Source organism: Amycolatopsis sp. NPDC114504 (assembly GCF_055633595.1).
Genome location: NZ_JBVKDU010000002.1, coordinates 1,802,647 through 1,825,480 on the forward strand (window position 1 = coordinate 1,802,647; position 22,834 = coordinate 1,825,480).

Sequence of the window (22,834 nt, forward strand, 5' to 3'; positions counted from 1 at the left end):
TTAGCCTGGAAAGCGTGACTTCAGCCAGGACAGTCAACGTGCTCGGGATCGGCGGCTCGCTGCGTGAGGGCTCCCAGTCCGAACGCGCCCTGCAGATCGCGCTCTCCGGCGCGGCCGAAGTCGGGGTCCGGATCCGGATGCTCTCCGGTCCGGAGCTGATCCTGCCGTTCTACGACGCCGGCGTGCCGGACCGCGACGAACGCGCCAAGACACTCATCGAAGCCGTGCGCCAGGCGGACGGGCTCATCGTCGTGTCACCGGGCTACCACGGCGCGCTGTCCGGCCTGGTCAAGAACGCCCTGGACTACGTCGAGGACCTGCGCGACGACCAGCGTCCCTACCTCGACGGCCGCGCGGTCGGCCTGGCCGCCGTCGCGTACGGCTGGCAGGCCGCGGTGACGACGCTCGAGCAGCTGCGCACGATCACGCACGCGCTGCGCGGCTGGGCCACCCCGCTGGGTGGTTCGATCAACTCCGCCGAGACCAAGTTCGACGAGGGTGGCGGCGCGTCCGACGAGAAGAGCGTCCGCACCCTCCGCCTGATCGGCCGCCAGGTCGCGGAGTTCGCGGTGACGCGCGCCGCATGACGTTTCGCCCGGAGGCCGCCGGGTAATCGATCGACGTGATGCCTGCCATGTGGGGGCACTGTTCCGCGGGTGCGGGATGTTGTGTCCGGTGAGACGCTCACTGTGGAGCGTCCGCGACAGAAGGCAGGCTGAGCATGGGTCAGGCGATCTACACCGCGGTGGCGACGGCGCGCGGCGACGGCCGCAACGGCGAAGTGACCTCGTCGGACGGAGTCATCGACGAGTCCCTGGCCATCCCGAAGGAGATGGGTGGCCCCGGCGGGGACAAGACCAACCCCGAGCAGCTCTTCGCCGCCGGCTATTCGGCCTGCTTCCACAGCGCCCTGCAGCTGGTGGCCCGCCAGGCGAAGGTGTCGCTGGGCGACTCCACGGTGACCGCCGAGGTCAGCGTGCTCAAGCAGGACGTCGGCTTCGGCCTCGGCGTCGCGCTGAACGTCTCGCTGCCGGGCCTCGAGCAGGCCCAGGCCGACCAGCTGGTCGAGCAGGCCCACCAGGTCTGCCCCTACTCCAACGCGACCCGCGGCAACATCGAGGTGGCTCTCTCTGCCACCGTCTGACCCCTTTTCCAGCATGAAGGAAGGAACACCAGAGATGAGCAAGTCTCCGATCAAGAGCCCGCTTTCCGAGGCCGACAAGGAGATCACCGGCAACGCCCTGCAGGCGACGCTGGTGGACCTGGTCGACCTTTCGCTCATCGCCAAGCAGGCGCACTGGAACGTCGTCGGCTCGAACTTCCGCAGCGCGCACCTGCAGCTCGACGAGCTCGTCGCCACCGCGCGGCAGTACGTCGACGAGGTCGCCGAGCGCGCCAACGCCATCGGCGTCTCGCCGAACGGCAAGGCGAAGACCGTCGTCGAGAGCTCGGGCGTGCCCGAGTACCCCGACAACTGGCAGTCCGTGGAGTCCACGGTCGCCGCGATCGTCGACATCCTCGCCGCGCTCATCGAGCGGCTGCGCGCCCGCATCGACGAGACCGACAAGAGCGACCTCGTGACGCAGGACCTGCTGATCGAGATCACCCGCGCGCTCGAAGAGGCGCACTGGATGTGGCAGGCCCAGCAGGCTTGATTTTTCGCGCGAAAGGGGTCGTTCCGGACGGGACGGCCCCTTTCGCATTGCCGGGCTCAGTACGTTCGGTGGCATGGTCTTGCATCAGGGGACAGCCGACAGCCCGGACCGCGCCGGCGGGACGAACCCGCTCTACGCCGGGGTGAACCCGGCGCTGGCGGCGAGGTTCGTCATGCCGCACGACAAGCTGCGCGACGACCCGCTCCCGCCGGACACCGCGCTCCAGCTCGTGCGCGACGAGCTGATGCTCGACGGCAACGCGCGGCTCAACCTCGCCACGTTCGTCACGACGTGGATGGAGCCGCAGGCGCGGGAGCTGATGGCCGAGTGCGTCGACAAGAACATGATCGACAAGGACGAGTACCCGCAGACGGCCGAGCTGGAGCGGCGCTGCGTGAACATCCTCGCCGACCTGTGGCACGCGCCCGATCCCACGGACATCATGGGCTGTTCGACGACTGGTTCGTCCGAAGCCTGCATGCTCGCCGGAATGGCGTTGAAGCGCCGCTGGTCCAAGCTCGGGCGCACCGGGAAGCCGAACCTGGTGATGGGCGTCAACGTCCAGGTCTGCTGGGAGAAGTTCTGCGAGTACTGGGAGGTCGAGCCGCGGCTCGTGCCGATGGACGGCGACCGGTACCACCTCTCGCCCGAAGAGGCTGTCGCCCGCTGTGACGAGAACACGATCGGCGTGGTCGCGATCCTGGGCTCGACGTTCGACGGCAGCTACGAGCCGGTCGCGGAGATCGCCGCGGCACTGGACGCCCTCCAGGAGCGCACCGGCTGGGACATCCCGGTGCACGTCGACGGCGCGTCGGGCGCGATGATCGCGCCGTTCCTCGACCCGGACCTGGTGTGGGACTTCCGGCTGCCGCGCGTGGCGTCGATCAACACGTCGGGCCACAAGTACGGGCTCGTGTACCCGGGCGTCGGCTGGGTGGTCTGGCGCGACCAGGCCGCGCTGCCCTCGGAGCTGGTGTTCAACGTGAACTACCTGGGCGGCGACATGCCGACGTTCGCGCTCAACTTTTCGCGGCCGGGTGCCGAGGTCGCGGCGCAGTACTACACGTTCGTGCGGCTCGGCCGTGAAGGATTCCGCGAAGTGCAGCAGGCTTCGCGTGACGTCGCGCAGCACCTGTCGTCCGGGATCGAGGCGCTGGGGCCTTTCTCGTTGTTGACCCGCGGGGATCAGCTGCCGGTGTTCGCGTTCACGACGCGTTCCAAGGCGGGGTTCGACGTGTTCGACGTGTCCCGCCGCCTGCGCGAGCGCGGCTGGCTGGTGCCGGCGTACACGTTCCCGGAGAACCGGACGGACCTGGCGGTGCTGCGCATCGTGGTCCGCAACGGCTTCACGCACGACCTCGCGGACCTGCTGCTGGCCGACCTGAAGCGCGCGCTGCCGGAGCTGGAGAAGGAGGGCGGCCGCCCGAAGGACCCCTCGAAGGCGACCGCCTTCCACCACTAGTGCCAGGACTTGGCGCGGGCGTACTGGTCCGGCCACCGCACCTCCGCGCCGAGCGTGTTCGCCGCTCGGAGCGGCCAGTGCGGGTCCCTCAGCAGGGCCCGGGCCAGGAACACCGCGTCCGCTTCGCCGTCGGCGATGATGTCCTCCGCCTGCTGGGGGTTCGTGATCATGCCGACCGCGCCGGTCGGGAGGCCGGTCTCCGTGCGGATGCGCTCGGCGAACGGGACCTGGTAGCCCGGGCCGACCGGGATGTCCGGGTTCGGGGTGTTGCCGCCGCTGGAGGTGTCGATCAGGTCGATGCCGCGCTCGGCCAGGAGCTTCGCCAGCCGGACGGACTCGTCGAGGATCCAGCCGTCGTCCGTCCAGTCCGTCGCCGACAGCCGGGCGAACAGGGGGACGCCGGTCGTCGCGCGGACCGCGTCGGCGATCTCCAGGGCCGGCCGGGTGCGGCCCTCGAAGTCGCCGCCGTAGCGGTCGGTGCGGGTGTTCGACAGCGGTGAGAGGAACTGGTGCACCAGGTAGCCGTGCGCGAAGTGCAGTTCGAGCAGGTCGAACCCGGCGTCGACCGCTCGGCGGGCGGCCGCGGCGAACGCCTCCGGTAGTGCACTCACCTCGTCCGTGGTCAGCTCGCGCGGGGTGGCGTACTCGCCGAACGCCGTCGCGGAAGGGCCGACGCTCGGCCAGCCGCCTTCCGACGCGGGGACGCTGCCCGTCCCGTCCCACGGCCGCCGCGTCGAGCCCTTGCGGCCGGCGTGGCCCAGCTGCATCCCGATCGCCGTGCCCTGCTTGTGCACGAAACCCGCGATCTTCCGCCACGCCTCGGCCTGGACGTCGTTCCAGATGCCGGTGTCCTGCGGGCTGATCCGCCCTTCGGGCACGACGGCGGTCGCTTCGGTCATGACGAGCCCGGCGCCGCCGGTGGCGAACTGGCCGAGGTGGACGAGGTGCCAGTCGTCCGGGACACCGTCGGTCGCGGAGTACTGGCACATCGGCGACACCCACGCGCGGTTCGGCAGGGTCAGGCCGCGGACGGTGATCGGGCTGAAGAGTCGGCTCACAAGAGGATCAACGACACGTGCCCGGCGTCTCTTCCCGTCGCCAGGGCGGGTACCGACGAGTAACGTCGACCACATGGGTGTCGCTGCTGACGAACGCCAGGCGTTGAGCTCGCTCTTCCAAGACCTCGGGCCCGACGCGCCCACGCTGTGCGAAGGCTGGACGACGCGGGATCTCGCCGCGCACCTCGTCGTGCGCGAGCACCGGCCGGACGCCGCGCCCGGGATCATGGTGCCCGCGCTCGCCGGGTACACGCAGAAGGTCCAGGACCGCTACGCGGCGAAGCCGTGGGACGGCCTGGTCGAGCAGGTGCGCCGGGGTCCGTCGAAGTTCTGGCCGACCGCGATCGGCCCGCTCGACGAGCTGACCAACGCCGCCGAGTTCCTCGTCCACCACGAGGACGTCCGGCGCGCGCAGCCGGGCTGGGAGCCGCGGCCCGCCGACGCCACCCGGGACGCCGCCGCGTGGCGCTCGGCCAAGGGCGCCGCGAAGCTCAACCTGCGCAAGGCGCCGGTCGGCGTGACGCTTCGCACGAAAGACGGCCGCGAAGCCGCCGTGAAGACCGGGCCCGACCCGGTCACGGTGGTCGGCGAGCCGGTGGACCTGCTGCTGTTCGTCTTCGGCCGCGACGCCGTCCACCTCGACTTCGAGGGCGACGCCGCCGCCGTCACGAAGCTCCAGGCCGTGAACCGTGGACTCTGACTGACACCCAGCGCCCCACCGGCAGCGCGACGACGATCGCGGCCAGCACCAGGTGCACGGCCATGAACGCGACCGCGGCAGGCACGCTCGGCGGCCCGCCGAGGAACACGATCATGTGCGACGCCCACTTCAGCTCGGTCGGCTTCGTGCCCGCCGCCCAGACGTCGTTGAGCGCCCAGAACGTCAGGTCGTTCACGCCCGAGATGACCACCAGGATCGACGCGATCCCGGCCTTCAGCACGTTCGCCGTCCGGCCGCCGCCGAGGCGGTAGGCCAGCAGCGCGAACAGCACGATGAACGTCGTCACGAACAGCTCGAACTGGTACACCGGCTGGAAGTCCTGGTCGGGTGAGCGCGCGAAGTCCTGCACCCGCATCACCAGCTCGGTGTCCAAATAGGACATGTAGACGAACACGGCGAACACGATCAGCGCCGGCCCGAACCGCCCGCGCGGGAACAGCGAAACGGTCAGCACCGCGAAGACGAACGGGCACAGCTTGAACGCCCAGTCGCCGAGGTTGTCCAGCGTCTGGTCGGGCGGCAGCACGACCATGATCAGCAGCGTGGTGACCACCGCCGGGACGGCGGCCACCAGCCACAGCCACTGCCGCCGCCGGTACAGGGCGGCGACCAGGCCGGGCGATTCCAAGAGCGTCACAGTTCCTTCTCCACCCAGAACGGTCCGAGGGCCAGCGCGTCGACGTCGGTCTTCAGGTAGCACGCGATCGCGTCGGCCGGGCTGGCCACGATCGGCTCGTTGTTGTCGTTGAACGAGGTGTTGACGACCATCGGCACCCCGGTCAGCTTCTCGAACTCGCCGATCATCCGGTAGTACAGCGGGTTGTCGGTACGGCTGACAGTCTGCACGCGCGCGGTCCCGTCGACGTGCGTGATCGCCGGAACCTCGGCGCGCTTGTCCGGCAGGACGTCGAACACCAGCAGCATCACCGGCGACGGGTAGTCGCTGACGAAGTACTCGCCCGCCCGCTCCTCCAGGCACGACGGCGCGAACGGCCGGAACGCCTCGCGGTGCTTCACCTTCTCGTTCATCCGCGTCTTGGACTCCGGATCGCGCGGATCGGCGACGAGCGACCGGTTGCCCAGCGCCCGCGGGCCGCACTCCATCCGGCCCTGCACCCAGCCGACGATCTTGCCGTCGGCGATCTTGGCGGCGGTGTGTGCGGCGATGTCGTCGACGCGTTCGTACTCGACGCCGGCGTCCTGCAACGCCAGCTCCATCTCGGCCTCGGTGTAGTCGGGGCCGGTGTAGGTGTAGCCGTCGCGCGGGCGCGGCTTGCCGTACTTGGCGACCGAGACGTCGAGGGCCGCGCCGAGCGCACAGCCGTCGTCGGCCGCCGCGGGCTGGGCGAAGAAGTCCTCGAACGGCGTCTCCAGCAGGATCCGCCCGTTCATGACGCTGTTCAGCGCGACCCCGCCGGCCACGCACAGCCGCTTCGAGCCCGTCTCGCGCTGCAGCCACCGCGCCAGGTGCAGGCCCGCCTCTTCGAGCGTCACCTGCAGGGCGTAGGCGATGTCGCAGTAGTGCTGGGGAACGGGGTTCGAAGCCGTGACGCGGGTCTTCGGCCGCGCCGGGCCGAAAGCGTCGGTGAACTTCTTCGCCATCACGTGCTTGCCGGTGCGGTGGTGGCCGAACCAGCTCAGGTCCAGCTCGAACCCGCCGTCGTCGTCGAGGTGGATGAGCTGCTTGAACGCGTCGACGTAGGTGTCCTCGCCCAGCGGCGCGAGGCCCATGATCTTGCCTTCGTCGCGGGTCGGGTAGAAGCCGAGGTAGCCGGTGACGCCCGCGTACATCGCGCCGAGGGAGTGCGGGAACTTGATCCGCCGCAGGTCGACGATCTTGTTCCCGCGGCCGTGCGCGAGGTAGGTCGCGGTGCCGTCGCTGCCGATGCCGTCGAAGGTGAGCACGGCCGACTCGTCCCACGGCGAGATGAAGTACGCGCTGGCGGCGTGCGCGCGGTGGTGGTCGACGAGGTGGGTCTTGAACTTCGCCGGCCCGGTCCAGCCGACGGCCGCCTTGACGTCGTCCGCCAGCGTGTAGGACCGCTTGACGTGCGCGAGGACCGCGCCGCCGACGTGGTAGTCGTCGTGGCCCTTCCCGCCGCCGGTCCGGAAGGTGTCGACCATGCCCGCGGACCTGCCGCCCTCGTCGCCGTTGGCGTTGCGGAAGACGTCCAAGGTGCCGGGGAAGTAGCGCGCGAACACCTTGGCCGCGTGGATGCCTTCCTTCCAGCGCTGCCAGTAGTAGGCGACGTGGTCGACGTCGGCCAGGGTGATCCCGGCGCGGTCCAGGCAGAACTTGATGGCCTCGGCGGGGAAGCCGCCGTCGTGCTTCACGCGCGTGAAGCGTTCCTCCTCGGCGAAGGCGATGATCTCGCCGTCGCGCACGAGTGCCGCCGCCGAATCGTGCACCCGGCTGATGCCCAGTACGTACATGATTGCTCCCAGTGGTTCAGAATCGGCGGACCAGGCGCCGCAGGACGGCCGCCTTCACCGCGAGCGCGAGGACGAGCGCGGCGAACCCGCCGACCGGCCCGAGGACGGGGACGAGCAGCGCGGCGGCGACGGCGGTGGCGACGAGCGAGACGACGGCGGTGCCGGACGTCAGCGTCAGCACCTTGCTGTTGGTGTTTTCGAGGAGGAAGCCCGCGTACAGGCCGGTCGCGTACAACACCGTCTCGACGAGCACGAGCACCCCGAGGACGACGTACGCGTCTTCGGCCGTGAGCAGAGCGCGGGTCCCGGGGATGGCGAGACCCGCGCCCAGCAGCACGACGACCGCGAGGCCCGCCTGTTCGACCAGCTTCAGCAGCCCCGCGGCGCGAGCCCGGCCGGCCGCCGCGCCGGTGCCGCGCATCCGCCGCGACGCCGCCGGCTGGTGCAGCTTGAGCTGGTAGTACAGCAGCGAGCAGAACGCGCTGGAGACCAGCAGCGCCAGGTAGAACGGGCCGCTGTCGGTGGTCCGGCCGGACAGCGCGAGCACCGCGAACACGACCGACGTCGAGATGACGTCGAGCAGTTCGGTCAGGCCGAGCAGGACGGTGCTGCGGCCGAACGCGGGCAGCAGCCGGTGCCCCGGCACGCCGCCGCCCCGGAGCCACGGCTTCGGCAGCAGGGCCACCGAAGCGGCGAGGATGACGAGGATTCCGCCGAGCAGCAACGCCAGGTGCGTCTCGGGGGACCAGCGCACCGCCCACGTCACGCACGTCACCACGCCGACCACGACCGAGCCCGCCGCGAACGCGAGAGCGTCCAAAGTGGACTTCTCGCGCAGCCGGTGCAGGCCGGACACCGTCATCAGCAACCCGCCGGAGATCGACCACGCCGCCGCCGTCAGGTACAGCGCCGCGTCCGAGCGCGGCGCCACCGCCAGCGCGACGGCCGTCGCCACCAGCACCGCCAGCACCGGCACCGCGGCCAGCCGGACGGCGAGCGCCGCGACGGCGTCCCGGGTCCGGTTCAGCCGCGGCAGGCTCTTCAGGGCCGACTTCTCCGCCGCGGCCGGCACGAAGTTCAGCCAGGTCATCAGGCCGAGCGCGTTCGCGAAGCGCCCGTAGTCGCGAGCACCCCACGCCGTGATCAGGACCAGCCCCATCACCTGCACCGCCAGCCGGAACACACCCCGGCCGGCGAGCAGCCGCAGCACCACCGCCGGCCGGGGCGGCGCCACCGGCGGTGCGGTGGTGACCGAGCCCGTCACGGCAGGGGTACCGCCATGCCCTGGTCGTGCAGCAGGAACTTCAGCGTGCCGCGGACGGCGTTCTCCGCGCTGAGCAGCTCCGGCACCGAACCGGCGGTCAGCACCACGTACCCGAGCTTGTACCCCGCCTGCTCGTAGGGCCGGACGAACGAGCCCTCGTCGGCGAACAGGTGCAGGCCGACCAGCCCAGGCAGCGCCCGCACGTCGGTCACACCGTCCACTCGGGACAGGTGACCACCGCGGTCGGACGCCAGGATGTGCACCAGCGTCGGCTTCGGTTCGTGCAGGTCCAGCCGCACCTCGTCGCCGGTGGCCGCGGCGATCCCGGCGGCGATCAGGTCGGCGCCGTGGCAGTGCGCGATCGCCTCCGCGAGGCCGTTGCCGCCCATCCGGGCGCCCATCTCGATGAGGTAGAGCTGCCCGTCCCGGCCGAGGACGGCGTCCAGGGTCAGGGGCCCGGTCCGGTAGCCGAGCTCGGTGCAGATCCGGTCGAGGGCCTCCATCAGGCTCAGTTCGACATCGGCGGGCAGCGCGGCGGGCAGCAGGTGCGACGACGTCACGAAGAACGGCGGCGGCGTGAGCACCCGCTCGGTCACGGCGTGGAAGACGATCCGGCCGTCGACGGCCAGGGCCTCGATGGTGAGGTGCGAGCCGTCGAGGTGTTCCTCCACGACCAGCCGCCCGGACGGGGAGAAGGCGAGCGACTCGGTGAACGCGCTGGTCAGCCGGCCCGGCCCGGCGCAGGAGACGACGCCGCGGCTGCCCGACGAGTCGACCGGCTTGACCAGCGCGGGGAACCGCAGCTGCTGGGCCGCGTGGACCAGTTCCGGGCCGGGCCTGCCGTCGACACTGCGGTAGCTCGGCAGCCCCAGGTGGTCGCACAGCGCGCGGAACACCGATTTGTCGGTCGACGCGGCCACCGCGTACTCGGGCAGCGGATCGGGCATGCCCCAGTGGCGGGTGAGCCACGCCAGCGCCGGCAGGCCGACGTCGCTGGCCGGGCACAGCACGCCGGCGAGATCGCGGCGGCCCTCCAGCGCCGCCGCGATCTGCTCCGGCGCCCGGACGCTGACCTGCAGGAACTCGTCCGCGTACGCCAGAGCCGGCGCGCTGGAGCGGACGTCCACGCAGATCGTGCGGAACCCCAGTTCCCGCGCGCGCTCGTAGGTGCTGACCGAACCGTCCGCGCCTCCCAGGATCACCAGGGTTCTCGCGGGGTCCTTCTTCGAACTCGTCACGCTGAAACGCCTTTCCCCAGTTGCACATCGATGAGCCGGGGACCCGCCGGGTCCGCCGGGGTGAAGAGCCGGTCTTCGGCGTCGACGACGACGTTCGCTTCCCGGACGTAGAACTGCCGCGGCCGCGGCTGGCCCGCGCCGACCACGACGAGGTAGCGCACGGTCAGCGCCGCCACCACGAGCAGCACCGCGAGCAGCGCGAACAGCAGCGTGGCCGTCGCGTCCGGGCCGAGCAGGCCGAACGTCGCCGCGCCGCCGGCGAGCACCGCGATCCCCCCGGCCAGCAAGGCCGTCGCGGACGCCGCCGTCGTCAGGCGCCGGGTGAACCCGACGAAGAGTTCGATGGCGTGCGAGGCCAGGAACCCGAAGCCCACTTTGGACTCGCCGCGCTCGCGGGCCCGGTGCGCGACCGGGACGCAGGTGTACCGGCTCGTCAGCCGGGGGACCGTGGCCAGGAAGTACGGCGTGCCGAGCCGCAGGTCGACGATCTTGCGGGCCAGTTCCGTGCGGACCAGCCGGAACGCCGTGGCGCCCGGCGGGATCTCGATGCGCAGCACCCGCCGGCCGAGGAAGTGGAACGCGGCGGTGCCCCACCGCCGCAACCGCGGGTCCTGGCGGTTGGTGCGGACGCCGAAGACCGCGTCGTTGCCCTGCTCGGCCGCCGCGACGAGCTTCTCCGCCTCGGCGGCGGGGAACTGCTGGTCGGCGTCGACGTGCAGGATCCACGGCTTGGTCGCGTAGCGGTAGCCGGCCGAGAAGGCGGCTTCGAAACCGAAGTTGCGGGAAAAGGACAAATACCGCACGCGCGGGTCGGCGGCCGCGAGCGCCCGGATCTTGTCCAGCGTTCCGTCGACGCTCCCGTCATCGACGTAAAACAGCTCCAGTGAATAGTGACCCAGTTCGTTGGTTATTTCCCGATAGGACGGTTCGACGTTCTCGACTTCGTTGAAGCACGGGATGACTACGGTGAGTCCACTGTGGGCCGGTCCCGGAAACGGGGTGGTCATCTTCCGGGCCGGAGGAGTGACGGCGGTTTTGTGTTCGCGTGGTCACGTACGGTGTGAATAGTGATCATGAATTCCCCAGATGGATCCGATAAGACCGCTTGCCGATCTGCGGCGTGGCGGATTTATAAGCAGAAGGATCGTTGTTTGGGGATGGCGGGGCTACGAATTCCTCCGTTCAGACCCAGACCAAAGTATTGACCCATCCGGCATTCGGAGTGTCCTTCGGGTGAACTTCTTCCCTGCGGGCCGTCGATGACGCAGACTCCCCGGCCATGTGGAATCTGGGGGCGGGGGTCGTCTGGCGCGCCGCGTACGTCCGGGCGGTGCGGTCGGCGTTCGCGACGGTGCCGTTCTACCGCGAGCGCTGGGCGCTCGACGGCAGGGAGGACCCGGTCGTGGTGCCGGGGCGGACCGGGACGAACGGCGGCGCGGCGCCCCTCGCGGAAGCGGTGCACAAGCTGGTCGACCTGGTCCCGCTGGCGGGGGGCACACAGCGGTCCGAGCCCGCTCGCGGGCTCGGCCGGGTGCTGCGGACGGCTCGCCGGCCCGGGCCCGGCAGCCTGGTCGTCCTGCTCGGCCCGGACGGCCTGCGGCCCCCCGCCGACCTGCCGAAAGGCGTGCGGGGCTGCGTCACCGACCCGGACGCGCCGAGCGCGTCGGTGCTGCGCGAGGTGGCGGCCGCGCTGAGCCGCGGCCACCGCGTGCTCGCGGTCGGTGAGGACAAGGCGATCACGGCGTTCACCGAGGACCACCGCGTCGAAGCGGTGCCGCACCGCGAACTCGATTCGCTGGACGCCGGTCCTTACGGAGTCCTGCACGATCCTGTGCTCGGGTACCTCGGCGCGCTGGGCGGCTGCGGGCGCTGGCACCTCGACTGGCCGCACGTCTACGCGCGGGCGACGGCCGGCGGGCTCGCGTTCACGTTGCTGCGGCAGGCTTCCCCGCGGTTCGTCGACGTCATCCCGGCCGGCGGGGTGCGCGGCGAAATCGCGGCCTGCCCCCGGCACGGCACCCCGGTCGTCCTCGCATGAGGTTCGCGTTCCACGATCCCCGCGTCGATCGGGCGCCCACGGGGTGGGCGGAGTTCACCCGGACCGCGCGGCTGCACCCGGTGTGGGACTACGAGGTGATGGGCCTCGAAGCCTGGGGCGCCCGCAACCCGCAGCTGCTGGTCGTCGCGGCCGAAGGCGACGAGCTCGTCGCCGCGGCGTCCGTCCTGGTCTGCCGCCCCCGGCTGGCGCCGCGGTTCGCGCCGCGGCCCGGGAAGCGCTTGCTGCGGCCGTGCTGGGCCGAGGTCTGCCAGCCGTGGCTCAGCGGCTACCCGGGGATCGCGTTCGCGCCGGGGGCGTCCGACCGGGTAGCGCTGGTGCGGGCACTCGAGCGGGAGCTGGGCCGCCACCTCGGCCCCGGCCTGCTCGGCGTCGTCCACCGCGCGCTCGGCGAGGACCTCGCCACCGGGCTCGGCGGCCGCGGCCGGCTCGTCAAGCGCGTGGACCCCGTCGCGGTGCTGGAGAACCGGTTCACGTCCGAAGAGGACTGGATCGCGTCACTGTCGAAGTCGCGGCGGGCGGGGCTGCGGCGGCAACGGCGGCGGCTCGCCGAAGACCCGTCCCTGGTGATCCGCGGCGGGCCGGGCCGCACCGACCTCGACGGCGCCGAGCTGGCCGGGCTCATCCAAGCGCACCGCGAGCGGTACGGCCGGCTGGCGCTGGACACCCGCACGATGCCGTCGGCCGGCTTCCTCGACCGGTTCGTCCGGCGGGCGGACGTGCACACCCTGACCTACGCCGACACCGGCGGGAAGCTGCTCGCCGTCCAGACGATGCTCGACCACCCGGACACCCCCGTCCTGCAGCACTGGGCCGCGTTGCCGCCGGGCGCGGGCGGGAAGAAGTGGCTGTACTTCGACTCCTACGTGCGCGCGGTGCGCTTCACCGCGAAGAGCGGAGCCCGGGAGCTGTCCGCGGGCCGCGGCATGATCGAGCTGAAGCAGGAGCTGGGGTTCCGGCCCCGGCCGGTCTACACGGCCGCCGTGCCGAGGCCGGTGCTGGGCCGGTGAAGACCGTCGTCGCGGTGTCGCGAGTGGACGTCCACGACCCCCGCACCGATCCGCCGCCGGAGGGCTGGGCGGCGTTCCGGGCCCGGTGCCTGCCGCCGGTGTGGGACTACGAGTTGCTGCGCCGCGAGGCGTGGCTGGCGAAGAACCCGCCGGTGCTCGCCGTCGTCCGGCAGGGCTCGGTGGTCGTCGGCGCGTTGGCGGTGATGGTGTGCCGGGGCTGGGGTGGAGGCAGCTTCGGGCCGCTCTCCGGCGGCCGGTTCCGGCCGCGCTGGGCCGAGGTCTACCTCCCGCTGCTGAGCGGCTATCCGGCGTGCGTGTTCGACGACGACTTCGCCGACCGGCGCACGGCGATCCGGCAGTTCGAACGGGCGCTGCGCGAGTACGTCGGCCCCGGGCTGCTGGGCGTCGTCTACCGGGCGATGAACCCTGAACTGGTGCCGGCATTGGACGGCCGGGCCCGGATCAGCCGCGAGATCGACCCGGCCGCCGTGCTCGTCAACCGCTATTCCACTGTGGACGAATGGGCGGCCTCGCTCGCGCCGGACGTCCGCCGGTACCTGGACCCGGACGTCGCCACGGAAGCCGCGGCCGGGCGCACCGACCTCGATCCGCACGAGCTGGCCGTGCTGCTCAACGCCCACCGCGCGAGGCAGGACGACCGCGCGTGGGCCGGCGGCCAGCGCTCGCGCGTCGGCGGGCTGCACCTGGACACCCGCAGCCCGATCGCGCCGGCCTACCTCGACGCGCTCGTCCGGCGGCCCGACGTCGTGACCCGGACCTACCGCGACGGCGACGGCAGGCTGCTCGGCTTCAACACGATGATCGACCACCCGGACGGCGCGGCGGTGCACCACTGGGCCGCGCTCCCGAGCGCCGAAGGTGGCCGGAAGGGTCTCTATGTCGACTGCTACGCCCGCTGCGTCGCCCACATGATCGCCGCGGGACGGCCGGAGCTGACCGCGGGCCGCGCGATGCTGCCGGAGAAACAGGCGCTGGGCTTCGGCACCCGGAGCCTGTTCTCGGTGGCCGTCCCGAGGCCGGTGCTGGGCCGATGAGCTGGACCGTCCGGGTCCTCGACCCGCGCACCGACCCCGAACCGGCCGGCTGGGCCGCCTTCCTCGAAGCCCAGCAGGCCCCGCTGACCTGGGACTACGGCCTGTTGTGCACGGAGTCGCGGTTCTCGCGCAGCCCGTACCTGCTCACCGTCGTCAGCGACGGCGACGAGCTCGTCGCCGCCGTGCTCGCCATGGTCTGCCACCCCTGCGGCTCGGCCGAGCCGGGCGTCGTGGACGGCGTCGCGCGGTGGACGCCGCGCTGGCTGGAGGTCCAGCACGCCTGGCTGTCGTGCTACCCGGCGTGGCTGTTCGCCGAAGCGCTCGACGCCGCCGCGCGCCGCGAGATCCTGCGCCGGTTCGAGCGCGCCGCCTGCCGGCGCACCGGACCCGGCTGCCTCGGCGTGGTCTACCGCGCGGCCACCCCGGACACCGCCGGGCTGGTGGCCGGGCGCGGCCGGCTCGTCCGCGCGATCCAGCCGGCCCTGGTGCTGGAGAACACCTTCGGCGACCTCGACGACTGGCTCGCGTCGCTGAGCCGCAACCGCCGGTCGAGCCTGCGCGGCCAGATCCGCAAGATCGCCGCCGACCCGGCGGTGGTCGTCCGGGAGGGCACGGCCCGCGACGACCTCGAGCCCGCGGAACTGGCGGCGATGCTGCGGGCCCACCGCGAAACCAAGGGGCCGGTGAAGTTCGACCAGCGCGGCCCGGTCACCGCCGAGTACCTCGGTGAGCTGGTCCGCCGGCCCGACGTCGTCACCACGACCTACCACGACGCCGAGGGTCGCCTGCTCGCCTTCACCGACCTGCTCGACCACCCGGTGATGCCCCTGCACCAGCACTGGGCCGCGCTGCCGCCCGACGGCGGCCGGCCGAAACACCTCTACTTCGACGTCGTCGTGCGGGGAGTGCGGCACATGATCGACCACAACCGGAAGTTCCTGTCGCTGGGCCGCGGGGTCACCGACCTCAAGGCGTCACTCGGGTTCACGCCGAGCCCGATGACCGGCGTCGTCGTGCCGAGGCCGGTGACGCGGTGGTGATCGACGTGCTCGACCCGCGCCACGACGCGGAACCGGCGTGCTGGCCGGCCTTGCGCGAGCGAGCCGGGCTTCGGGCCGACTGGAGCTGGGAGGTGCTCGCCACCCAGGCGTGGGCCGCGCGGACCCCGCAGCCGGTGACCGTGCTGCGCGAGGGCACCGAGCCGTGCGGGGTGGTCAGCGCCGCGTGGGTCACCGGCCGGACGCGGCGGAACCGGTTCGCGGGTCCGGGCCGGGGCCGGCTCGGCGGGCTCGACGTCCGCGGGCCCGGTGCGGGTTCGCAGCCGGGCTGGTGGTTCGCCGACCCGGGCCGCGACGGCGGCGTCAGCCGGCTGCTGGACACCTACGTCCCGGCCATGCGGGCCGAGCTCGGCCGCGGCTTCCGCGGCATGCTGGTGCGGCAGGTCGGCGAGCCGGGCGTGCCCGCCGTCGACGGCCGGTTCCGGCTGGTGCGGCGGACCGAGGACATCGCGGTGCTCGACGTCGCCGCGTTCGGCTCCCGCGACGACTGGATGAACTCCCTGGCCCGCAAGCGGAAGCAGAACCTGCGCAAGATCTTCCGGACCGTCGACGCCGACCCGGCCGTCGAGGTGCGGTTCGTGCCGGGCAAGGAGGCCGATCCGGTCGCCGTCGCCGAGGTGCTGCGGCACAACGAGCGCAAGCACCACGACGTGCCGATCGTCCCGCTGCCGCACTTCACCGGCTACTTGGCGGCGCTGCTGCGGCAGCCGGACGTCTCGGTGATCGAGTACCGCGACACCCGCACCGGGCGGCTGATCGCGCTCGCGACCCTGCTCGACCACCCGGACCTGCCGATCGCCCGGCACTGGGGTGCGCTGCCCCCGGCCGACGGCGGCCGGCCGAACCTGTACTTCCACTTCTACGGCGAAGCGGTGCGCTGGGCGATCGCGAACGGACGGGCGTCGGTGGTGTTCGGCAAGAAGATGACGGAGATGAAAGCGACGCTCGGCGCGCGGCTCGTCCCGCAGTTCGCCGCGGCGGTTCCGGTGTTAACTTCGCGGCGTCCCACCCCGCGCACCCAGGAGTGACCGCCCATGCCGATGATCAGCGTTGCCATGTTCCCCGGCCGCACGCCGGCCCAGAAGAGCGCACTGGTCCGGGAGCTGACCGACGCGTTCATCCGCACCTGCGGCGGCAAGCCCGAGGGCGTCCAGGTGACGCTCGTCGAGATCGGCGCCGACCACTGGGCCACCGGCGGCGTCCTGCACTCCGAACGCTGACCCGCCGGGAGACCGTCCGGGTTCATCACAGGTCCGCGATTCGGGTAGCCTCCGTCGTTTCATCGCGCGGAGGTAAGGCAATTGGCCTTCTGGACTTGGGTCCAACACTGGGATTACGGCACCGTGCCCGCTTGGGCGTCCGCCGGCTCGCTGCTCCTCGCCTTCGTGATCTTCGGCCGTGATCGACGAGATCGCGTCACTAGGCAAGTCGATCAAGTCGGGGTTTGGTGTGCGAAGCCGATCGATGACGAGAATCCTGAGGCTGGCTCGGTCAAGTGCCAGGTCATAGTCCACCTGAGGAATGCCAGCGACCTTCCTGTCATTGTCGACGAGGTCGAGTACGACATCGAGCTCGCGCCAGAAGACGGGATCGCGTGGACCCTTACTCGCGCTTTCGACTTGAAAGTAGTCACGGTTCCGATCAGGCAGCGCATTCGAGATGGCGTAGTCGGACCGGGCGGCAGCCATGCGGAGCCGATGACTCTCACCCAACGCACCGCTCCCGCCCTCTTCGCCGAACTGGCGAGGTCCGGACGGAAGTGGGAGTTCGCCCGCGCAGTCGTCACGGTTGCCCTGATCAGAGACGCGCGTGGGCGGATGTGGAACATCTACCCCGCCGGTCCGCGTAGACCGAAGCTAATACGAACTTGGCGTCGTCGGATGCGTGCTTCCGTGAACATGTTTGCCGTGATGCTGGCCTTCAGGAACATGGCGAAGACGACGAAGACAGGCGCTGCGCCGGGTGAGGTGCCCATTAGGGACAAAAGAGACCATAAGGCTTAGCAGAAGAGACCACTCGACCACAGGTACGGCTCCGAACGCTGACCCGCCGGGAGACCGTCCGGCCTCCCGGCGAGTGCGTCAGCGCAGGCCGAGGGCCCGCTGGGCGAAGTTGACCTCGATCGACGTCTGCTTGATCGTCTCCGCGATCACCAGCGAGCCGTGGCCCGCGTCGTAGCGGTAGAACTCGTGGTGCAGGTCGCGGCCGCCGAGCCGGTCGAGGTAGTTCTCGATCTGGCGGATCGGGCAGCGCGGGTCGTTGTCGCCCGCCAGCACGAGCACCGGCGCCGTCACGGCGTCGACGTACGTGATCGGCGAGCACTCCGCGTACACCGCCGGGACGTCCTCCGGCGAACCGCCGAAGAGCGCGCGGTCGAACGAGCGCAGCTGCTCCATCTCGTCCTCGTACGCGGCGACGTAGTCCGCCACCGGCACCCCGGCGACGGCCGCCGCCCACCGCGTCGGCTGGGTGCCGATCGCCAGCAGGGACAGGTAACCGCCCCACGAAGCACCGTTCACGACGCACTTCGCCGGGTCGCTGAGTCCACTTTGGACGGCCCAGTCGTGCACCGACGCGACGTCTTCCAGCTCGGTCAGCCCCGGCCGGCCCTCGATGGCGTCACGCCAGGCCGAGCCGTAGCCGGTCGAGCCGCGGTAGTTGACCTCGACGACGGCGAACCCGGCGTCGAGCCAGGTCGCGCGGTAGGCGGAGAACCGGTCCTCGTCCGCCGCGTGCGGGCCGCCGTGCAGCGAGAACACCGTCGGCAGCGGCCCCTCGGGCGCACCGGAGGGCCGCGAGACCAGCGCGTGGATCCGGCCGCCGACGCCTTCGACGAACGCGTCGGTCACCGGCTCCGACCCCGGCGCGCGCTCGCCCGGCGGTTCGAGCAGCACCGAGTCGGCGCCGTCGGTGGTCCGCGCGCGGACCGCGGCCGGCTCGGCGGCGCTGGACCACGAGTACTCGACCGTCCCGTCCGGACGGACGCCGGCGCCGCCGATGCGGCCGGCCGGAGTGTCCACGGAGGACAGTTCGGCCGTGTCGAGGTCGTAGCGGTACAACGAGCTCCGGCCTTCGTGGAAGTGCACGACCAGCAGGGCGCGCGCGTCCGGGTACCAGCCCGCGACGACCTCGCCGGGCAGGTCGAGCTCGAGCTCGACCTCGGTGTCGTCCCGGACGTCCCAGACGAGCAACTCCTCGCGGCCGCGGCGTTCGTGCAGCACCAGCAGGCGCTGGTCACCCGGCAGCGGGGAGAACTCGAGGGCGGACAGGCCCTTGCCTTCGCCGTCCCACTTCTCGGCGACCGCGGCGAACCCGTCGGCCGCGAGCACCCGCAGGGCGGGGTGGCGCGAGTCGCCGTGCTCGGAGTGGGAGATCGCGATCAGGCTCTCATCGCGGGACATCGACGCGATCCCGGCGTCGTCCGGATGGCTGTAGAAGCGGTGCGTCTCGCCGCCGACCCGGGCGAACAGCTCGCTGCCGTCGTCGGTCGAGACGCCGACCACGACGATCCCGGCGCCGATCTCGAGGCCGGCCGGGTAGCCGTCGTGGACGTCCGGCACGGCCTTCTCGGGCTCGCTGCCCTCGGTCGCGGCGAAGGGCTCGCGCACCCAGGAGCCGAACTCGTCGCCGTCGGTGTCGTCGAACCACCAGAGCCACTGGCCGTCCGGGGACGGCGTCGCGTGCATCGTGCCGTTCGGCCGGTCGGTGACGCGGCGGTGCTCGCCGGTCGCGCGGTTCCAGGCGTAGACCTCCCAGACACCGCTGGAGTTGGAGACGTAGATGTTGGCATCGGGGGCGTCGCGGGCCCAATCGGGCGTGGAGATGCGGGGGGCGTGGAAGCGGGCGCGCCAGCGGGCTTCGGCTTCGGCGTCGTCGAACAGCCGGTCCGGGACCACCGCGGGCGGGAATTGGTTGGCTGACTGCGTGCTCACCCCTCGATCCTGCCACCTTCTGGCCGTACTGTGTGCGGGGTGCTGGAGGGTTACGCGCCGGGCTACGGGCGAGACGCGGTTTCGATGATGTCCGCGCGCACGGCGGCGGCGCGCGCGACGTTCGCCCAGCCGCTGTTCGGGCCGGGAATGTGGGTGGTCGACCTCGGCTGCGGCCCCGGCTCGATCACCCTCGGTCTCGCGGCGGAGTCGCGCGTGACGGGCATCGACCTCGACTCCGGTCAGGTCGCGCTCGCCCGGGCCGCCGCGCGCCGGGCCGGAAGGTCCACAGTGGACTTCGTGGCGGCGTCGGCGTACGACCTGCCCTTCGCCGACGCGAGCGTGGACGTGGCGTTCTCGCACGCTTTGTTCGAGCATCTGGCCGCACCCTTGGACGCGCTGGCCGAGCTGCACCGGATCCTGAAGCCGGGCGGACGGCTCGCGTTGTCCACTTCGGACTGGAGCAAAGCGCGGTTGCGCCCGAAGACGGCGAACGTCGACGCGGCTCTTCGCGGCCATTACCTGCTGCGCCGCCAGGCGGGCGGCAACCCGTTCGCGGGCCGCGTGATCGCCGAGCAATGCGCGACGGCGGGGTTCACGGAAATAGTGTCGAGAGCCCGCTACCGCTCGGACATGAGCTACCGCGACCTGGCGAGATACGTGGAGACGCGGCTGGAGGCGGCGCTCAAGGAAGAGGGGCGCGACCGGGACCAGCTGGCGAGCGCGGCCCGCTCGGCCTGGGTCTGGACCCGCGGCGGCGACGGCGACTTCAGCCAATGCTGGGTCGAAGTGACGGCGACCCGCTGAACCGGCGCTGAAACCAGAAGAGCCGGTGTCCGAAGACACCGGCTCTTACTCGTCGGGGTGGCGGGATTCGAACCCACGACCTCCTCGACCCGAACGAGGCACGCTACCAAGCTGCGCCACACCCCGAGGTACTGCTTAACGGGTCGTGGAGAAGTCTAGCGGACGGTGTCGCGGGCTTTCCGGGGGGCCAGCTTTCGGGGTTTCGCCGTGCCCGATCCGCGCGGGACCAGGGTCAACAGGCTCGCCTCGGGCGGGCACGCGAACCGGGCCGGCGCCCACGGCGACGTCCCCAGCCCGGCCGAAACGTGCAGCCACATGTGCGCGCCCCAGCGCGAGGCGCCGCGGGCGCGGGTGCGATCCAGCTCACAGTTCGTGACCAAGGCGCCGTAACCCGGGAGCCGGAGCTGACCGCCGTGCGTGTGGCCCGCCAGCACCAGGTCGTAACCGTCCGTGGCGAACGTGTCGAGCACCCGGGGCTCCGGCGAGTGCGTGACGCCGATGCGGACCGCCGCGCCGCTGTCGGCCGGGCCTGCGATGTCGGTGTAGCGGTCGCGGCGCAGGTGGGGGTCGTCGACGCCGGCCGCGAACACCGGCTGCCCGCCGACGTCGATCGTCCGGCGGACGTGGGTCAGGTCGGTCCAGCCGTGCTCGACGAACGCCGCGCGCAGGTCGCGCCAGGGCAGCTGGACGCCGTGGATGCGCTTCTTCTTGCCCTTCGGCATGAGGTAGCGGGCTGGGTTCTTGGGCTTCGGCGCGTAGTAGTCGTTGCTGCCGAAGACGAACACCCCGGGACGGTCGAGCAGCGGGCCCAGCGCGCGCAGCACGGACGGGACCGCCTGCCGGTGCGAGAGGTTGTCGCCGGTGTTGACGACGAGGTCGGGGTTCAGCTCGTCGAGCGCGGCGACCCAGCGCTGCTTGCTGCGGTGGCTCGGCAGCATGTGCAGGTCCGAGACGTGCAGGATGGTGAACGGCCGCGACCCGGGCGCCAGCACCGGGAGCTCGGCGGTGCGCAGGGTCCAGTGGCGCCGTTCGATGCCGACGGCGTAACCGAGGGTCGCGGCGCCGAGCGCCAGCGTCCCCGCGGCGAGGCGGGCCGCCTTCACCCCCGACGTGGATTTGTTACTGAGCGTGCTCACGGAGTCCAGGATACGTGCTCAACGGTTGGGTGACTTCGCCGCCGTTACGGGGAACCTGCGGCTTAGCATTTGCGTCGGCCCGATGAAGGGTTTCCAACCGGGGGGTTGGGGAGAACGATGGAGCAGTTCGGGCCGTACCGGATCGAGGGCCTGCTCGGCCGAGGGGGCATGGGCGAGGTCCACCGCGCGTACGACACGGCGCACGACCGGGTCGTCGCGCTGAAGCTGCTGTCCGGGCCGAACGCGGGCGACGAGGCGTTCCGCGCGCGGTTCCGCCGCGAGTCGCAGATCGTCGCGCGGCTGCGCGAGCCGCACGTGATCCCGATCCACGCGTACGGCGAAATCGACGGGCAGCTGTACCTCGACATGCGGCTCGTCGAGGGCAAGGACCTGAAGGAGCTGCTCGAGGACGGCCCACTGACGCCCGAGCGGGCGGTGGGGCTCGTCGAGCAGGTCGCGGGCGCGCTCGACGCCGCCCACGAGGACGGCCTGGTGCACCGGGACGTCAAGCCGTCCAACGTGCTAGTGACGAGCAGCGACTTCGTGTACCTCGTGGACTTCGGCATCGCGCGGTCGATGACGGCCGAGGGCACGTCGATCACGGGCACCGGCAACGTGATCGGCACGCTCGACTACATGGCGCCGGAACGCTTCGGCGACGCGCCGATCACCGGGCTCGTCGACGTCTACGCGCTCGCGTGCGTGTTCTTCGAGTGCCTCACCGGGCACCGCCCGTTCCAGGCGGAGGGCGCGGCCGCGCAGATGGGCGCGCACCTGAACGCGCCGCCGCCGGTGCTTTCGCAGGAGCGGCCGGGCACCCCGCCGGCGCTGGACGCGGTGGTGGCGCGCGGCATGGCGAAGGACCCCGCCCACCGGTACCCGACAGCGGGTGCGTTCGCCGCCGCGGTCCGGGCCGCGGTGACCGCGCCGGCACCGCCGATCCCGACGTGGCAGAAGACCCTGCCGGGGCCGGTGAACCCGCCCACCCTCGCGGCACCGATGACCCCGCCCATGTCCCCGCCCTCGACCCCGCCGCGGGCCACGCCGATGCCGACCGCGTCCTACGGCGGCCCGCCGACGGGGACGTACGCCGGCCCGCCGACGGGGACGTACGCCGGCCCGCCGACGGGGACGTACGCCGGCCCGCCGTCGGGGATCTACGCCGGTCCGCCCACCGGTCCGCGGAGCGCCCCGATCCCGCCGCGGCAGCCACCTCGCGCGGCGAAGTCCCAGCGGAACCGGTGGATCGCGTTGTGCGCCGTGCTCGCCGGGGTGGTCGTGGTCGCGCTGGTGATCACGTACGTGGTGACCAGGGACAAGACGACGCAGACCGGCGGCCCGTCGACGCCCGTGACCGTCGACCCGCCGACGTCGTCGACGCCCGGGACGAGCACGGAGAAGTCGACGCCACCACCGTCCACTTCGGAAACGAAGCCGGCCCACGACGAGAAGCTCTACGCCGCGCTTCCCGCCGTCTACAAGCAATACACGTGTCAAGACGCGGCGGTGCCGGCCGGCGCGGCGGCCGCGGTCGAGTGCACGGACTCGAACGTCGGCGACGTGAAGATCGGCAACGTCGTGTTCCAGCAGCCGACCGGGGCGAAGTTCCTACGCTTCGCCGACGCGGCGGCGATGGACGCGTTCTTCCAGAACATCGTGAAGACCCAGGGCCTGACCCGCAACGACGCCCAGGGCGCATGCCGCCCGAAGACGTACCCGAAGATCTGGGGCACGTACTACCGCGCGGAGGTCCGCAACCCGATCCCGGGCGAGTTCCTGACGTGCTTCCTGGGCGACCCGGCCCAGCTGGTGTGGACGGAGAAGTCGACGTTGGTCGCCGGCACCCTGCTGTCCACAAAGGTCACGAACAACGACGAGCTCGACAAGCTCTACCAGTGGTGGAACACCAAGATCCTGTCGGACATGCCGCAGAGCTGACGTGCCGGATCCTC

General features: G+C 71.6%; 22 protein-coding genes and 1 tRNA gene. 14 read left to right on the top strand and 9 right to left on the bottom strand.

Going from position 1 to position 22,834, the window contains the following annotated elements:
- Positions 1-14 precede the first annotated feature (14 nt).
- From ACZ7PG_RS20635 to ACZ7PG_RS20650, 4 genes are all read left to right on the top strand, one after another.
- Positions 15-587 (top strand): NADPH-dependent FMN reductase, encoded by a 573-nt coding sequence (locus tag ACZ7PG_RS20635; protein ID WP_470240616.1) that lies wholly within the window; start codon positions 15-17, stop codon positions 585-587.
- 134 nt (positions 588-721) lie between these two features.
- Complete coding sequence (locus tag ACZ7PG_RS20640) at positions 722-1,144, top strand: organic hydroperoxide resistance protein (protein WP_257917998.1); 423 nt, start codon at positions 722-724, stop codon at positions 1,142-1,144.
- Between the two features lie 34 nt (positions 1,145-1,178).
- Entirely contained in the window at positions 1,179-1,655 is a 477-nt protein-coding gene (locus tag ACZ7PG_RS20645; RefSeq protein ID WP_470240617.1) for a Dps family protein, read from the top strand.
- 73 nt (positions 1,656-1,728) lie between these two features.
- Positions 1,729-3,117: a glutamate decarboxylase gene (locus ACZ7PG_RS20650; RefSeq protein WP_470240618.1), complete on the top strand. Its 1,389-nt coding sequence runs from the start codon at positions 1,729-1,731 to the stop codon at positions 3,115-3,117.
- Here the strand turns inward: ACZ7PG_RS20650 and ACZ7PG_RS20655 are convergent.
- Entirely contained in the window at positions 3,114-4,175 is a 1,062-nt protein-coding gene (locus ACZ7PG_RS20655) for an NADH:flavin oxidoreductase/NADH oxidase (protein WP_470240619.1), read from the bottom strand. The two genes, ACZ7PG_RS20650 and ACZ7PG_RS20655, sit on opposite strands and share 4 nt — an antisense overlap.
- Before the next feature lie 73 nt (positions 4,176-4,248).
- Between ACZ7PG_RS20655 and ACZ7PG_RS20660 the strand changes: the two genes are divergently transcribed.
- Positions 4,249-4,875, top strand: a complete 627-nt coding sequence (locus tag ACZ7PG_RS20660) for a TIGR03085 family metal-binding protein (protein ID WP_470240620.1) — start codon at positions 4,249-4,251, stop codon at positions 4,873-4,875.
- Here ACZ7PG_RS20660 and ACZ7PG_RS20665 read toward each other — a convergent pair.
- From ACZ7PG_RS20665 to ACZ7PG_RS20685, 5 genes are read right to left on the bottom strand one after another with little or no spacing between them, the layout of a single operon-like run.
- Positions 4,841-5,533: a hypothetical protein gene (locus tag ACZ7PG_RS20665; protein ID WP_470240621.1), complete on the bottom strand. Its 693-nt coding sequence runs from the start codon at positions 5,531-5,533 to the stop codon at positions 4,841-4,843. The genes ACZ7PG_RS20660 and ACZ7PG_RS20665 overlap by 35 nt on opposite strands.
- On the bottom strand, positions 5,530-7,329 hold the full coding sequence (locus ACZ7PG_RS20670; protein WP_470240622.1) for a carbamoyltransferase family protein: 1,800 nt from the start codon (positions 7,327-7,329) through the stop codon (positions 5,530-5,532). The genes ACZ7PG_RS20665 and ACZ7PG_RS20670 overlap by 4 nt, the downstream gene beginning before the upstream one ends.
- Positions 7,330-7,345: 16 nt before the next feature.
- Positions 7,346-8,593, bottom strand: coding sequence for a hypothetical protein (locus ACZ7PG_RS20675; protein WP_470240623.1), 1,248 nt, complete (start codon positions 8,591-8,593; stop codon positions 7,346-7,348).
- Complete coding sequence (locus ACZ7PG_RS20680) at positions 8,590-9,831, bottom strand: ATP-grasp domain-containing protein (protein WP_470240624.1); 1,242 nt, start codon at positions 9,829-9,831, stop codon at positions 8,590-8,592. Before ACZ7PG_RS20680 ends, ACZ7PG_RS20675 begins: the two co-directional genes overlap by 4 nt.
- Positions 9,828-10,838, bottom strand: a complete 1,011-nt coding sequence (locus ACZ7PG_RS20685) for a glycosyltransferase family 2 protein (protein WP_470240625.1) — start codon at positions 10,836-10,838, stop codon at positions 9,828-9,830. The genes ACZ7PG_RS20680 and ACZ7PG_RS20685 overlap by 4 nt, the downstream gene beginning before the upstream one ends.
- Positions 10,839-11,161: 323 nt before the next feature.
- Between ACZ7PG_RS20685 and ACZ7PG_RS20690 the strand changes: the two genes are divergently transcribed.
- The 7 genes from ACZ7PG_RS20690 to ACZ7PG_RS20720 all read left to right on the top strand — a co-directional run bounded on the left by ACZ7PG_RS20690 (position 11,162) and on the right by ACZ7PG_RS20720 (position 17,013).
- Complete coding sequence (locus ACZ7PG_RS20690; RefSeq protein ID WP_470240821.1) at positions 11,162-11,869, top strand: hypothetical protein; 708 nt, start codon at positions 11,162-11,164, stop codon at positions 11,867-11,869.
- A complete protein-coding gene (locus ACZ7PG_RS20695; protein ID WP_470240626.1) occupies positions 11,866-12,897 on the top strand; it encodes a GNAT family N-acetyltransferase in 1,032 nt (343 codons plus the stop codon). Before ACZ7PG_RS20690 ends, ACZ7PG_RS20695 begins: the two co-directional genes overlap by 4 nt.
- A gap of 23 nt (positions 12,898-12,920) precedes the next feature.
- Positions 12,921-13,952 (top strand): hypothetical protein, encoded by a 1,032-nt coding sequence (locus tag ACZ7PG_RS20700; protein ID WP_470240822.1) that lies wholly within the window; start codon positions 12,921-12,923, stop codon positions 13,950-13,952.
- Positions 13,949-14,992, top strand: a complete 1,044-nt coding sequence (locus ACZ7PG_RS20705; protein ID WP_470240627.1) for a GNAT family N-acetyltransferase — start codon at positions 13,949-13,951, stop codon at positions 14,990-14,992. Before ACZ7PG_RS20700 ends, ACZ7PG_RS20705 begins: the two co-directional genes overlap by 4 nt.
- Entirely contained in the window at positions 14,986-16,038 is a 1,053-nt protein-coding gene (locus ACZ7PG_RS20710; RefSeq protein WP_470240628.1) for a GNAT family N-acetyltransferase, read from the top strand. Before ACZ7PG_RS20705 ends, ACZ7PG_RS20710 begins: the two co-directional genes overlap by 7 nt.
- A gap of 6 nt (positions 16,039-16,044) precedes the next feature.
- The gene (locus ACZ7PG_RS20715; protein ID WP_176174273.1) at positions 16,045-16,230 is read left to right on the top strand and encodes a tautomerase family protein; all 186 of its coding nucleotides are present in this window, start codon (positions 16,045-16,047) and stop codon (positions 16,228-16,230) included.
- Positions 16,231-16,311: 81 nt separating this feature from the next.
- Positions 16,312-17,013, top strand: a complete 702-nt coding sequence (locus tag ACZ7PG_RS20720; protein WP_470240629.1) for a hypothetical protein — start codon at positions 16,312-16,314, stop codon at positions 17,011-17,013.
- Between the two features lie 78 nt (positions 17,014-17,091).
- Here the strand turns inward: ACZ7PG_RS20720 and ACZ7PG_RS20725 are convergent, their stop codons facing one another.
- The gene (locus ACZ7PG_RS20725; protein ID WP_470240630.1) at positions 17,092-18,942 is read right to left on the bottom strand and encodes a S9 family peptidase; all 1,851 of its coding nucleotides are present in this window, start codon (positions 18,940-18,942) and stop codon (positions 17,092-17,094) included.
- Positions 18,943-18,981: 39 nt separating this feature from the next.
- Here ACZ7PG_RS20725 and ACZ7PG_RS20730 point away from each other — a divergent pair, with 39 nt between their 5' ends.
- Entirely contained in the window at positions 18,982-19,746 is a 765-nt protein-coding gene (locus ACZ7PG_RS20730) for a class I SAM-dependent methyltransferase (RefSeq protein ID WP_470240631.1), read from the top strand.
- 52 nt (positions 19,747-19,798) lie between these two features.
- Here ACZ7PG_RS20730 and ACZ7PG_RS20735 read toward each other — a convergent pair.
- Both ACZ7PG_RS20735 and ACZ7PG_RS20740 read right to left on the bottom strand, forming a co-directional pair.
- Positions 19,799-19,872, bottom strand: a tRNA-Pro gene (locus tag ACZ7PG_RS20735).
- A 29-nt stretch (positions 19,873-19,901) separates the two neighbouring features.
- Positions 19,902-20,882 (bottom strand): metallophosphoesterase, encoded by a 981-nt coding sequence (locus ACZ7PG_RS20740; protein ID WP_470240632.1) that lies wholly within the window; start codon positions 20,880-20,882, stop codon positions 19,902-19,904.
- A gap of 117 nt (positions 20,883-20,999) precedes the next feature.
- Here ACZ7PG_RS20740 and ACZ7PG_RS20745 point away from each other — a divergent pair, with 117 nt between their 5' ends.
- The gene (locus tag ACZ7PG_RS20745) at positions 21,000-22,820 is read left to right on the top strand and encodes a serine/threonine-protein kinase (RefSeq protein WP_470240633.1); all 1,821 of its coding nucleotides are present in this window, start codon (positions 21,000-21,002) and stop codon (positions 22,818-22,820) included.
- Positions 22,821-22,834: the final 14 nt, after the last annotated feature.